Origin of the sequence: Rhizobium sp. YTUHZ044 (genome assembly GCF_051123975.1) — a bacterium.
In the GTDB taxonomy this organism is placed as follows: Bacteria; Pseudomonadota; Alphaproteobacteria; order Rhizobiales; family Rhizobiaceae; genus Rhizobium.
In genome coordinates this window covers 2,473,093-2,485,939 of sequence record NZ_CP101426.1, presented here as the reverse complement: position 1 = coordinate 2,485,939, position 12,847 = coordinate 2,473,093, and the positions used below count along the sequence as shown (strand labels likewise).

At 58.2% G+C, this 12,847-nt stretch carries 14 protein-coding genes and 1 pseudogene; 3 read left to right on the top strand and 12 right to left on the bottom strand.

The features are described from left to right. Window positions 1-127: 127 nt before the first annotated feature. A complete protein-coding gene (locus NL154_RS12460; RefSeq protein ID WP_210631600.1) occupies window positions 128-394 on the bottom strand; it encodes a DUF2277 domain-containing protein in 267 nt (88 codons plus the stop codon). Window positions 395-754: 360 nt separating this feature from the next. Then, window positions 755-1,357 carry a hypothetical protein gene (locus NL154_RS12455; protein WP_210630847.1) on the bottom strand — a complete coding sequence of 201 codons (603 nt, stop codon included), beginning with the start codon at window positions 1,355-1,357 and terminating at the stop codon, window positions 755-757. A gap of 49 nt (window positions 1,358-1,406) precedes the next feature. Between NL154_RS12455 and NL154_RS12450 the strand changes: the two are divergent. Then, window positions 1,407-1,517: pseudogene (locus NL154_RS12450) on the top strand (dihydrofolate reductase family protein); the annotation flags it as partial. On the opposite strand, the gene NL154_RS12445 reads toward NL154_RS12450, so the two are convergent. Together NL154_RS12445 and NL154_RS12440 are read right to left on the bottom strand one after the other, a co-directional pair. Further along, entirely contained in the window at window positions 1,517-1,966 is a 450-nt protein-coding gene (locus NL154_RS12445; protein ID WP_221122676.1) for a DUF6130 family protein, read from the bottom strand. The pseudogene NL154_RS12450 and the gene NL154_RS12445 sit on opposite strands and share 1 nt — an antisense overlap. Window positions 1,967-2,041: 75 nt before the next feature. Beyond that, window positions 2,042-2,452 carry an organic hydroperoxide resistance protein gene (locus tag NL154_RS12440; RefSeq protein WP_221122677.1) on the bottom strand — a complete coding sequence of 137 codons (411 nt, stop codon included), beginning with the start codon at window positions 2,450-2,452 and terminating at the stop codon, window positions 2,042-2,044. A gap of 359 nt (window positions 2,453-2,811) precedes the next feature. Between NL154_RS12440 and NL154_RS12435 the strand changes: the two genes are divergently transcribed. Then, on the top strand, window positions 2,812-3,033 hold the full coding sequence (locus NL154_RS12435; protein ID WP_210630850.1) for a DUF2798 domain-containing protein: 222 nt from the start codon (window positions 2,812-2,814) through the stop codon (window positions 3,031-3,033). 95 nt (window positions 3,034-3,128) lie between these two features. Here NL154_RS12435 and NL154_RS12430 read toward each other — a convergent pair whose 3' ends face one another. Further along, window positions 3,129-4,043: a LysR family transcriptional regulator gene (locus NL154_RS12430; protein ID WP_434732750.1), complete on the bottom strand. Its 915-nt coding sequence runs from the start codon at window positions 4,041-4,043 to the stop codon at window positions 3,129-3,131. A 318-nt stretch (window positions 4,044-4,361) separates the two neighbouring features. Between NL154_RS12430 and NL154_RS12425 the strand changes: the two genes are divergently transcribed. Then, window positions 4,362-5,330: a DMT family transporter gene (locus tag NL154_RS12425; RefSeq protein ID WP_221145395.1), complete on the top strand. Its 969-nt coding sequence runs from the start codon at window positions 4,362-4,364 to the stop codon at window positions 5,328-5,330. Window positions 5,331-5,660: 330 nt separating this feature from the next. On the opposite strand, the gene NL154_RS12420 is transcribed toward NL154_RS12425, so the two are convergent. The 7 genes from NL154_RS12420 to NL154_RS12390 form a co-directional block, all read right to left on the bottom strand. Next, window positions 5,661-6,305, bottom strand: coding sequence for a hypothetical protein (locus tag NL154_RS12420; RefSeq protein WP_210630853.1), 645 nt, complete (start codon window positions 6,303-6,305; stop codon window positions 5,661-5,663). A gap of 174 nt (window positions 6,306-6,479) precedes the next feature. After that, entirely contained in the window at window positions 6,480-7,418 is a 939-nt protein-coding gene (locus NL154_RS12415) for a sialate O-acetylesterase (RefSeq protein WP_210630854.1), read from the bottom strand. A gap of 423 nt (window positions 7,419-7,841) precedes the next feature. After that, on the bottom strand, window positions 7,842-8,180 hold the full coding sequence (locus tag NL154_RS12410) for a slr1659 superfamily regulator (protein WP_210630855.1): 339 nt from the start codon (window positions 8,178-8,180) through the stop codon (window positions 7,842-7,844). A gap of 7 nt (window positions 8,181-8,187) precedes the next feature. Further along, complete coding sequence (locus NL154_RS12405) at window positions 8,188-8,748, bottom strand: slr1658 superfamily regulator (protein ID WP_210630856.1); 561 nt, start codon at window positions 8,746-8,748, stop codon at window positions 8,188-8,190. Between the two features lie 3 nt (window positions 8,749-8,751). Then, entirely contained in the window at window positions 8,752-11,112 is a 2,361-nt protein-coding gene (locus NL154_RS12400; protein ID WP_434732749.1) for a SpoIIE family protein phosphatase, read from the bottom strand. After that, window positions 11,109-12,281: a class I SAM-dependent methyltransferase gene (locus tag NL154_RS12395; RefSeq protein WP_210630858.1), complete on the bottom strand. Its 1,173-nt coding sequence runs from the start codon at window positions 12,279-12,281 to the stop codon at window positions 11,109-11,111. The genes NL154_RS12400 and NL154_RS12395 overlap by 4 nt, the downstream gene beginning before the upstream one ends. Then, on the bottom strand, window positions 12,278-12,787 hold the full coding sequence (locus NL154_RS12390) for a hypothetical protein (RefSeq protein WP_434732748.1): 510 nt from the start codon (window positions 12,785-12,787) through the stop codon (window positions 12,278-12,280). The genes NL154_RS12395 and NL154_RS12390 overlap by 4 nt, the downstream gene beginning before the upstream one ends. Window positions 12,788-12,847 lie beyond the last annotated feature (60 nt).

Sequence of the window (12,847 nt, the reverse complement as noted above, 5' to 3'; positions counted from 1 at the left end):
GCAGCGAATCGGCCGCATCGCCATTTCAGTCGATGATTGAACCGGGCATGTGTCGGGAAACCGGCATTTTTGTAAGCGAATGTATCCGCAGCCCGGCTGAGGCTTCCCGTAAGAACGGGACCCTTTTTTACGCGAACCGCATCGCGGATTTCGCACGCGCCTTCGCCGCTACTTCCTCGCGATCGCGAGGCGGCTGAGACGTCTCCAACGAATCGAGCAATTCACGGGCGCAAGCTGCGATCGAACTGACCGCGCGTTCGAACGCGGCCTCATTGCGCTTCGACGGCTTGGTCGCTCCGCTGAGCTTGCGCACGAACTGGAGCGCGGCATCATGAATCTCTTCGTCCGTTGCAGGCGGATCGAAGTTGAACAGTGGTTTTATGTTTCGGCACATGGCTTGCTCGCGTGATGTTCTCTTTGCCACTGGGGAAAGTGGCCTCGCACGAAAGGTAGTCGCGTGAGCGCGAATTGCAACGAGGCGTGGGAGATGGCGCGCCGATCTGAACGAGTTCAGGGATCCACGACCGGACGCCGCTTGAGTGCCGCCACTTGTGATGGAGTGGGAGGAGGCTCCGGGCCTCCGCATCGAAACTCTCCGTCGATGACGAGATGTTCGGAGTGAGGACAATTCGACCAAACTGCCGGATAGGGAAAGGCACAGCCGCCAGTCGCCATCGACTCGCGACGACGGAGTGATAGGCAGGGAGAGTGCGCCCAGCGGGCTTTCTGGGAAGATAGAGGGGACACGATATCTCTAGTTGCCCCAGCCGATTTGGAACCGATCAAATCGAACCTCGCTCAACGGTTGGTTGGAGGGGCTCAGCCTCACCGAACGAAGAACGAGATGAAGCTCGGGGGAATAGTATTGTTCGAAAATGATCGGAGGCAATTCCGTCAGTTTCAGACGACTGTTAATGGCCCAAACTTTGTAGGAACAAGATGCAATTGTTTCCTCTCCCAAGCCGTCGAACCGTATAAAAGTCGTGCCCGAATCAGTTTTTTTGCCATTGATGAAAAGCGTGGTGCCGGATTGCCAGGCCTTCTTCTGTGGTAGATCGTCCAACGCAATCGCGTTCGCGTATTTCAGCTCATGCGTGCCGCTGGCACTCACTCTCTTTTCGACGAGCAAGGGGTGCACATATACGGCCGACACCGGCTGCAGTGAGCCGTCGCGCTCCATCAGCCGCTGTTCGGTGAGACCCGGGCCGTCGGGCTTGTAGAATACGGAATAGAAAGGCGCTTCTCTGGTCAGCAGCACGCCCTGTTTGGTCTCACTGGCGGTTAAGCAATCGCCAAAGGCTGGCACCGCCAATGTTATTCCAACCAGTAACGACAAACTTCTTAGCAAGATCGACATCCCAGATTCCGCTCATCCAAGTCCGCTACCACCGTGCTTGGGTGAAATTGGGGAGATCGACGTCGCTGGCCCGGAGTTCGTCCACATCCTGACCGAACTTGGTCTGATCGACGAATATCGGATCTACTTGCACCCGGCCGTGGTGGGGCAGGGCGAGCCCTAATGTTGCGCGCCGCCGACCGGCGGTACGGTAAATTTCACAGGCTTTCCGCCCAGCACTTCGTGCACTGGAGTGGCAAGTTCGATGAGCACCTTGTGTTCGCCCGGCGGCAGGCCGGTCAGGACGATGGCGCCGGTGCCGCCCGCATCGGCCCACCGCCATGGCAGGTCGTCGATGCTGACATGAAGGTGTCCGGCCCGAGGCGAGACATCGGTCGCGCTGGCGCCGAAAATGGGCAGGATGCGGAAGTTCTCGGTTCTATAGGGAATGATGGCCACGCCTCTGGTGGCCAGCGGTTCTGCAAGGGGCTGATCCACGAAGAGCTTGGGCGCGGCTTCGTTCTTGATCGGAAGGAACTGCGTCGCCGCCTGATGCGGCGCCTGTGCGTGGAGGGATGTGCCGGCGAGCAGGAAGGCTGCTGTTGCGAGGGCTCTTGCGACCGTGGTCATGACATAATCCTTTGTAGACGCGCCTGTCGTGACCGACATCGTCGGGACACCGGCGCGACGCTGAGTTGAGGCCGATCAGGCGGCGTTGAGTTCGACGGCGATGTTGCCGCGTGTGGCCTTGGAGTAGGGGCAGAGCTGGTGAGCGCGCTCGACCAGGGACTTGGCGATGTCAGTCTCGATGCCCGGCAACTTCGCGTTCAGTCGCGCCTGCAGGACATAGCCGCCGTCATCGTTCGAGACGAGGTCGATCTCGGCATTGACGGCAGCATCGGCGGGGATGCGAAGCTGGCGTTCGGCAGCCGCTCTTCCGATCGCACCGAGGAAACAGGCGGACCAGGCGGCGGCGAAGAGCTGTTCGGGATTGGTGCCTGGAGCCGAGGAACCGGGCGGGGAGAGTTTCACATCGAGGCGACCGTCGGAAGTGCGGGATGCGCCGTCGCGTCCGCCGGTGGTGTTGGTGGTGCCGGTGTAGATGACTTTCGACATTTGGATGCTCCTTGTTCGATTTCAGCCGGTGGGACAGCACACTGCTGGTGTCTCAGGCGCCGCCACGGCCCAGCAGGGTCCCGGGCGGCGATGACGGGAATATGAGCTCGGCAAGACTTGCCCGGTAGCGAGCAGGCGTGAGAGCAAGCCTCTCGTTTTCGCTCAGTCCTGCACCAGGTTGCGAAGCCGCAGCGCTGTGGAGGATGTCGAAAGCAGCGCGTTGCGGGGGCATATCGCTTCCAACCGCCGAGGGTTCGCCCCGCTACCGCCGGTGCCGGCATTGCGCGATCTTCGAAGTGCTAACCGGGATTGAGACCTGCCGAGGCGGTCTTGATCTCTCATCCAGCCAGGAGACGGACATGAACACGCTTTTCAAACGCAAGGTCGCCTTCGCCCTGTCGATGGGCATCGTAACGACAGGGATCATCTCTTTCACACTGCTCGCGCTCAATCTGGGTTTTTCCGAGGAATTCGTGCTGACGTGGCTGCGCTCGTGGAGCATCGCCTATCTCATCGTCATTCCCGCCATCCTGCTGATTGGCCCACACCTTCAGGCGCAGGTGGACCGCATCGTTCGCTGACGAATTGAGTCTCAGCGACCGCCATGACAATGACCATGCTTGGCGATTATCGGCACCTCCAGGATCGGGCGCGGACGGTCGGGGAAGTGCGCACTTCATTCCGGTGACGGCGCATCGCCATATCTGCTGCAGGCCGCGCGAAGCCGCGGCAGAATCCAGTCGATGAAGGCGCGCAGCTTGAGGGCAAGCAGGCCCTGACGGGAATAAACGATGTGGATCGGCTTGGGCCCGCCGTCATAGTCCTTCAAGATCTGCACGAGCATTCCCGAAGACAGCTCCTCGGGAACTTGATAGTCGAAGAGGCGGGCGATCCCGGCTCCATTGCACGCGGCGGCGACGCAGTTGGCCGCGGTGTTCACCTCGATCCGGCTCCGTGGCATCGCCTCGACCGGCTTCCCCTCGATCTCGAAATTCCAGAAGAAGGACCTGTCGTTGAACATGATGCCGTCGTGATCGGTGAGCTCGGTCGGATGCTGGGGCGTGCCATGCCGCTCCAGGTAGGCCGGGCTTGCGCAGGTCAACAGGCGGAACTCGCCGGCCTTGACCGCATAGAGCGAACTGTCGGCCAACTCGCCAAGTCGGATCGCGACGTCGACCTGTTCGTTGACCAGATGAACAGAGCGGTCGAGGGACAGAAGGTTCAAGGTCACTTCGGGATGCTTGTTCATGAAATCGAGCGCGATTGGCAGAACGTAGCGGTGGCCAAACTCGATCGGCATCGTGATGGTCAGCAGTCCCCGCGGCGTCTGATATTCGCCTGAGGCCCTGCGTTCGACCTCCTCGAGATCGGCAATGATCCTGCGCGCCGCATCGACATAGTCGCGACCGGCATCGGTGAGCTGCAGGTTGCGGCTTGTCCGGATGATGAGGTTTGCGCCGAGATATCGCTCCAGTTCGGCAACCTTGCGGCTGACGCTCGGCAGCGGCGCGTTCAGCTTCCGGCTGCCCGCCGACAAGCTGCCGGCGTCAACCACTGCAAGCAGAACCCGCATTGCATCAAGCCGATCCATAACACCCCGACGAGTGAAAGCCTCGATCTTGAGGATATGGGAAATCGGTTCTGATGAACAGCAATGGCCGCGGGCGCACCCCTCATCATCACCCGGGTAGCCTCTTGTCGTTCAAACGGTCTCGCCGATGCGGAACCGCTTCACGATCCGGTGGATGAGCATTGAGAAGGTGGTTCTCAATTTCACCGGCTGCCGGCCAGGGCTCCCGGCCAGTACATTTCTCCCATCCGATCAAGGGTTTCGCTGACTGCCGATAGACACCGTCGGTGTCACGGAGATCAACGGCTCGGTGACGCAACTTCAGAAGGAGTAATCGTCATGGACAGAATCTTCTATGTTGGCGTGTCGGCCGCTCTCTTTGCGGCTTTTGCCTTTTCGCTCAACTTCATCGTGCCCTTGATCATCGGCGACTATTCCACCTTTGATTTCGCCCTCGTCCGTCATGGTGTCTCGGCGCTGGTCGGACTTTACATCCTGTTTTCCGAGAAGGGTGTCCTGCGCCACCTGACACCTCGCAACTGGCTGAATGCAATCTGGCTCGCTTTCATCGGATATGTCGGCTACTTCCTGACTGTGACGGGCGCGGCCGTCTTTGCCGGTCCGGTCATCGCTCCTGCCTTTCTCGGCCTGGTGCCGATCGTATTGATGGTCGTTGGTAACAAGCGTCAGGGATCATTGCCATGGCGATCTCTCATGATGCCTCTGGCGCTGGTGCTGGCCGGCCTTGCTCTCGTCAACGGCACGGCACTTACGACCGAAGGATTGAATTCGGTGCGATCATTTTGGGTTGGCGTGCCACTGGCGCTGGCCGCCGTGGGACTTTGGGTCTGGTTCGCTCTTGCCAATCAGGCTGCACTGGCGGCCCGGCCGGAAATGCCCTCCGGTGTGTGGGCTGCGTTGATATTGGTGGGAGGTGGCATCCTGATGCTGGCCTTCTACCCCTTCGGCGCCGCGCTGGACCTCTTCCGGCTTCCAACGCTGGGATTCGGTTGGAGTGCCGCCGGCAGCTTGTATGTTTGGGGCGCTTCTTTCGCGCTGCTGGCAACCGTAGGCGGCGTCTGGGCCTGGAACATTGCGTCGCGGAGCCTGCCGGTTGCCTTGGCTGCGCAATTGATCGTCTCGGAAACGGCCTTCGGTGTGATCGGTGGACTTGTCGTACATGCTCGTTGGCCGACCCCGATCGAAAGCGCTGGGATTGTCGTCCTCATCGCGGGCGTTGTTCTATCCGTGCGAATTTTCTATGAATTTCGGTGTACATCAGGAAGGACATTGCTTGCGCAAGAGTGACATGCCGCACGCAAGACAAGTGATGGTCTAGGTCGTCCGGCGCTCGGGCCCGCTATCCGGGTGGGCTGGCGAACAGTAAGATGCTGAACTTGTGTGGCGCAGGATCATATCGGCGGAAGTGCAGGGGTGGGGTCCATCTCTGACTATGCGAACCATGTCTTCGCAGATCTGGCGGCAGACGCGGAATGACTGATAAGGAAGGCTTGGGCCGCCGGAAAATTGGCAAAAAAATAGAGCATTTCCGGACGCAAACAGAAACGGAAATGCTCTCGTAGTTCGGTGCGAAGCTTACCAGAGTCGGCTTCGCACCTCTCACATCTCGCCATGTGGCTATTCGTCTGGCGCCGCCGACGCGGCGTTTTCCAGCGAGGTGCGGATTTGATCAATCTTGCCGTCGGCATCGCCAACCCCGAGAATGGTCTTGGCTTGATCCAGGACCGCCGGGCTGACCTGACCGGTTTTCGTTGCGGAAGCCAAAGCGTCCTCCAGCGCCTGATCGCCCAGCAGGGGATCGTCGGCCGCGGGCTCGATACCGTTGTCGATTTCATACTGGGCATAAGCCACGGCGTAGGCCGAGATGGCGGCCATGCGCGGGTCCGATGTGTTCATCAGCGCCCTGTAATTCCGTTTCAAGGAATTCAGGCCCGCAAGCTGTGCTGAAAGGTTCTTCTCCTTCTTGTTGGTGGCTGCGGTATCTGACTTGCCCGATTTGGACTTGCCCGATGCCTCTGACGATTTGCCTCTCACGGCTGACGAGTTGGAGTTGCCATGGTTTGAACCGCTGTCGTGGCCGCCACCGTTTCCGTGGCCGCCGCCATTACCGCCGCCGTTGCCACCACCATTGCCACCACCATTGCCGCCGCCGTTTCCGCCGTCCTTCGCCAGCGCGCTCATGTCGAGCCCCGCAATCGTTACCGGGCTTGCTGCAAGCGTCAGCGAAAGCACGGCCAGGGACGCTAAGGTTGCTTTCCGCATCGTTTTCCTCCGAATGAGACCACCAGATGGCGTGCAACTGCACGTCGAGATCTGACTTGAAGGATAGATTGCTATCGCGCGCTGCACATCGGACTGAGGTCCGGCGAAAGGCCCCGGCTATGGTCCTAAGGAAACATCCAAGCTCGCCAAGGCGCGCAAACGGTTCAGGGAAGATTATCGCGAGCTTTCCAGGTGGCTCTCGCCACGCAAAAGGTTCAGCCAGGCCTGCGACACTTTCTCCGCGCCTGAGCCCCCGATATGGCAATCGTCGTAGCGGTCGTCGCCATCGAGCAAGGCGTCAGAATTCGCGCCCTCTCGGATACCGTGGCCGCTTTTTGACAAGGCCAGTTGCGCCCGTACAATAGGATTGTCTGGAATATGTTCCTTGAAGCCGCCGTTGCTCGGTTCGAGGCATTTCGATGCGATCGAAATGTAAACGGGGGCTTCGACGCCGTGCTGACGCAATGTGTCAACCATCGACATGAAATGTTTCTGATAGGCCTCCGAAGTGGTGCCCAGAACGAGGTCCGCCTCTCCTTGCACCCAGAGGACGCTCGTTATTCTATAACCGGAATCCTGAAGCTGTTTCATTGTATCGATCAGCACAGGATTGAGGTCACCGCCTGTCGCCCATCGAGCGACCTCCGATCCGGAATATGCGAGTGGTGCGAGAATGACGCTGTCATTTTGTCCCGACCCGATCAATTTGTTCCCAAGAAGCGTCCAGTACTCCCCCTTGGTATTGGTCGATCCAAGAAGTGGCGACGCAGCGATGAAGCACCGTTTGTCAAAGGCGTTTACAACGCGAGCGCCATAATCCGACCGGTGCCGTTGTCCACCGTAGTTGGCCGCGTTCGATTGGCCAAGAATGAGTAGGACGGCAGTCCGATCAGTTTGAGTCGGGCAGGTCACAGCGGTTTTTGATTCATCTGCGATGAGTCGTTCCTTGTCGTCGAAAGTATAACGGCTTGAAGCCGCCGCCTTCTCTCCGGCAATCGTTTTCTTCAGCGCGGAAAGTTGTGGCCAGGGAAAGATCTCATGTCTCGCGCTCATGCCGCCGAGAACATAGATGGCGATCACGGCAACCAGGCCGATGGCCATTGTTTTGCGCATGTCGTTACCCTTTAAAGATCATCCGACGACATGGAGCCTACGGACCGACCAAGGCTGCTCCAGCCATGACGGTTCCTTTACACCAGCCGCATCTGCTTGCTCGGGCATGCTCTTCAAAAAGAGTTCGTCGCGAAGATCGAGCCCCAATCGATGACTATTTCGATGGAGTTGCCGAAAACCTGCCCTAGACTATAGTTCGGACCAGTGATTGCAATCATCCGGATGGGTGAAAGATCGTGCTATGCGGCATAAATTCCATGGAGCAAGTTCCCTTTGCTCGTCCATGGAAGGGTGGTCACAGATTGGCGCGGTGAGGTCAAACGTGGAGCGGAGCACCGGTCGTCATCCGAGATGCGGCATGCGGGCCTGCCGAGTTTGGCGAGACGCCAACCCCAATCTCCGTCGTCCTCGGCTCAAGGTCGATCACGCCAGGCGCAAGTCGAGCAGCGGGTGCAGCTTCTTCAGATTCGGGAGGGATTTTGCCTGCCACGGATGTTGATTGGTGCCTTTGACGATAAGCAGGAGGTCGCCCATCTTTCTGGCTTCGATGGTGAGCTTCGCCAGGAGGTTGATGCCCGAGGAATTCAGAAATTCGAGGCCCGTCAGGTTGAACGTCACCTGTTTGTGCCCTTCATGGAGAAGGCCTGTTATCATTGAATAGATCGGCGCGTAGGCGTCCGGGCCTGCCAGGCGGAAGACGCCGTCGAAATACACCTCGTTTTTTTCCGCCCATACGCGGAAGTTTTCGTCGCTGATTTCCATTCTTCGCTCACAGATTGGAGGAGGGCGGCATCGCCACAGCTGCAGTCGTCGTCAGTATGATATGCTCGTCCTTATTCTCTTCGAATGTCCATGCCATTCTCGCATCGTAATCGCTCAAAAGGGTGAGCAGGCCCAAACCGGAACCGCTTTCCGGCGATATGGCGTTGGTTTCGATTTGCTCAAGAAGGAGTACGCCGGGTTCCTTCGATTGAAGGCGATGCAGGAGCTGCTGGAAGCGCGACGACGTCGCGCTGTCGATGGCATTCTTCACCCTGAGCAGAAAGCTTCCTTCGATTATGCCGGCTTCGATGAGGATCTCGCCAGGCTGTCGGAATTTGACTGCATTTTCGATCAGCTCGTTGCTGAGGTATCCAATATCATGATGCGCCTGCAGATAATCTTTCCTCGACCGGGAATAGGGCAGCGCCATGATCTTCGCTAGGAAGTCCGAAGTCATTCCCGAATGCTTCCATCTAAGCTGAAGCGGCCCATCGCTCAATGTCAGGCGAGCGCCAGAACCCAGGCTGATGTCCGCCAGAGATTCGATGCCATATATTTTGGGCGCCATGTCTCACCTATGCCGTACCGCGAGAAGCGTGATGTCGTCGTAGATTTTCTGCGATCCGATGAAGAGCATCAGCGCTGCAACAATTTCAGAAACGACTTTCTCAGCACTCTGACCTTTCAAGCGAAGTGCTTCCCTGCAGAGACGTTCGATGCCGAACAGCTCTCCCGCATCGTTTGCGGCTTCTGTCACGCCGTCGGTGTGCAGGAGTATGAGGTCGCCCTTCTCGAATGCTATTTCACGTGTTTTGATAAAGGTGGAAATATCGGCTTCCAATCCGATCGGTATACCGAGATCCATGGTGTCGATGCGTTGGATCTCACCGTTCGCCCGCACGATGACGACTTCCTCGTGCTGTCCCGACAAGATCATCTCCTTGCCGTCATAATCGAGAAAGGCCAGGGTGAGATGTTTGTCTATTCTGGTCCTGACTATGTTTTTGAATAGGGCACTGTTTAGATTCGCCAGAAATTTGACGGCGTCGGAGTTCCCCGCTTCCTGAAGAGCGCGGGCGACGGACTGGACCATCAGCATCAACACGCCGCTTTCGAGCCCGTGGCCGGTGACGTCGCCGATGCCGATCTTCAACCGTTTTCCGTTCTTCAAGACGTCGTAATAATCGCCGCCGACTTCTTCCGCAGGTCTCATATAGGCTGCGATCTCGATGTCCTGAAATTCCTCAAGCTCCTGTTGCAGCGGCAGAACCATCAGCTGGATTCTCTCGGCGACGGCGAGCTCCGTTCCCAGACGACGATTTTCCCGCTCGAGCTGCGCATTCAGCGTCGAAATCTCTTCCTTCTGATCTTCGATCTGGGCGGTTCGTTCTTCGACGAGTTGCTCGAGATTTTCGGTGTGATAGCTGATCTGCTCGGCCATCCGATTGAAAGCCTCACCGGCCGCGCCGACCTCGTCCTTGCTTGTTATTGCCACTCTGACTGAATAGTCCTGCGCCTGAATCCGCTTGGCGGCGCCGGCAAGTGCGCTGATCCCGCTCGTTATGCGTTTCGAAGCCGCAAACACCGCGATCGTCACGATGAGCAACGACATCAAGATCGCCAGGATCTGGTAGATCACGATGCGGTTGGTGGCCTCGGAAATCTTGGCCTGGGCGGCATAGAGGGAGGCGTCGATTTCCCGTTCCGGAACAACTACCCCAAGCAGCATTGCCTCCTGCCGAACCGGGCCGCTGGACCACAGGTTGGTCGCGGGCAGTTTCTTGACGATGACAATATAGGGAACCTGGTTGCCGTCCCGCTGCAGCAGCAGATGTTGAATGCCCTGTTCCCGGTCGAGAGCCAGTTTCGCTATCGCAGGCTGGGAGCTTCCTTTCAAGGAACGTTCCAGCCCGGTCACGCCGGTTCCGCTCGCATCGCTCGCGGAACGCAGACCGAGCGTCTCTTCGCCGGTGCTGTTGATCGCGACCACGTTTCCGTCGGACATTGCCAGAAATCCGAAGCCGGACTGGGCCACCTTCACGTTTTCAACCGTCTGGGCGAGCTGGTCGAGCGTGATATCGGCGCCGGCCGTCCCGGCGACATCCTTCCGATCGGCGGTCCAAAGCGGATGAAAGAAACTGACGATCAGCTTCCCGGTAATGGCATCGGTATAGGGAGCCGTTTGCGTGATGTCGTCCGCGACCGGTCGCGTCTTCATGTTCCTGGCCCAGCCTTGCCAGGACTCGTAAAGCCCGGGAAAAAAGAAGTTCCAGAAATCAGCCTCGTTGTGCCCGGGATAAAGGCGGTCGAAGGTCTGAGCCTGGTCGGTGTAGGGCGCTGTCCTGAAGATCGGTCGTTCCCTCGGTCCGATGTAATACATCTGCAGCTTTGACGCGCCGTGCTGCAGCAGGCTCGGCGCAACGAGATCGAGAACCGCGCTTGTCTCTATATCGCGCCTGATTTCGGATTTCGGCTGATGGTCCTGTCCGAGCAGGTAACCCCAGACGCTGACGACCGAAGCGGAGCCGGGCGCGTTCTGCGACCATTTCCCCTTCTCGTCGTAAGATAGACTGACGCTGTCCGGCGATGTGCGGGCGATTGCCGCGCCGACATCGGTATTGCGGGCGGGGTTGTCGATCTGCGCCTGCAGCACGCCTGCCAAAGTGTCGACGTCGTTGTGAACCTGGCGCAGGAGCAGGTTCACCTGGGCTGCGGTCGAATCGGCATAGGTGCGTATATATTCCTGGCTGGCGGCTTCGAGACCCTGGCCGACTTCGAGTGTCGCGTCACGCGACAGCCTCTGAACATTCCAAAGCGCCAGGCCACCGCTGACCAGCAAGTCGAAGAGAACGGCTCCACCGACGACCAGGATGAATTTCGCCCGAAACGAGGCCAGTCCTACCGTTCTTTTCGATAATCCTCCATCCATCACAGCGGCTTTCGACCAGAGGCTGCCCAGATCGGCCAGCCGGCATAACCTTTGGGGTGAAGAGCGGCAAAGACGTGATCCTTGAATCCTTGCCGGAATCTGCGAATGAAATCCGGCGAGTCGCCGCGGCGGACGGCCATCTCACCGGCATAGACATTTTCCCAGGCCTCGATGATGTCTGCGAAGTCCTGGGGATCGCCGTCAAGGTTCGTGACCATGAAGCAGTCGACCTGGATGTTATCGAATCCGGCGTTGAGCAGGAGGTGGCGGCTTTTCGGCCCCATCTCGACATCCATGTCGAAGTGCCTGAACAATTTCGCCACTTCCTCGTAGGTCCATCTGATCGAGTCGGCATGCGGCTCACCCAGACAATGCGAGTTCTTTTCGTTGGTGATGTAGACACGGCCGCCGGGCTTGCAGATGCGATAAAGCTCACGCAAGAGCATTTCGGGGCGGTCGAAAATCTGCAGCGAGTGCCGGCAGGTTACGAAATCGAATTGATTGTCTCGAAGCAGCATCTGAGACGCATCGCCATAGGTGTACTCGATGCCTTCCAGGCCGAACTCGGCAGCGACCTTGCGGGCATAATCGAGACTGCGCACCGAGTGGTCTAGTGCGACAAGGCGCGTCGGCTTGAATTCCCGTTGAACCAGAGCTGCGAAATCACCAATGCCGCAGCAGATATCGGCCATGGCGAGACTGCTGCGCAGACCGTGGCGCGGCAAGAGTTCGCGTTCGTGCCTCCATGTCATCTTCGTCTGCGTGCGCAGAATGGGAATGAAGCTCTCGTCCTCGACGAAGCTTTGCCCCGGATAGAATGCCGAATCATAGACCTCGACCGACAGGTTTGGCTGCGATGCTGCCAGCATCTCGAAGAGCGAGGCAGACCATGCCATCACGCTCGACGTAATAATCTTGATCTCCCGTTCCGGCCGAGCTCGGCAGCCTGCTGCCAGGACATCGGCCAGAGCGGCGAAGGCTGTCATGTTGATGTGGGTGAGGCGTTTGACGTTGAGATAAACGATGCCGCTATATCTTTCCAAACTCTGCCGCACCAGCTCGAGAGCTTCGCCAATCTCGGCGGCGCTTTCCGGCCGCATTTTGCCAGACAGCACGAGCTCCTGATTTGTCGGATCAGACCGTACTGTGAAGGGCAGGGGAAGAAGGTTCATTGGAAGTCCTCGGCCGAGGGGAAATCCGCAACGATTTCGATCCCATCGACATCATCTTTCTCGATGCGGATCGCGGCGCCGAATATTGTTGTCAAACTGTTGAGCAAAGCCGTTCTATCAGACCTTGCGACCAAGTGACCGGACCCGCTGTCGAGGGGCTGTGTTTTCCCTGATGATCTTGGCTTTGTGTGCTTGTGGGCAACTTCTTCCTCGTAAGGAAACATAATTCTCAGCCGATTGAATGTCGCGCTGCGATAGAGGCTGAAACTTATCCTTCCCCGCTTGTCCGTCGCGCGGAAGGCAAATTCGATGAGCTCGTTCGCCGCGACCGAAAGAAAGTTGGAGTAGCGAGCGGGATCACTGTGGCCCTGGCCGAGAATGTCGGAGATATATTCCGCTATCTCATCGCAAAATTGCCATTGAGATTTGAACATCGCGATATTCATCTCAAGCGATACCATCGGCGAAAATGCCGGATCGTCGAAGCGGGATGCTTCCTCTTCCAATATACCCTCCAATCGTCCGTCTGGAGCGTCAGATCTGCGTGGTCTAAATGCACGGCGAAA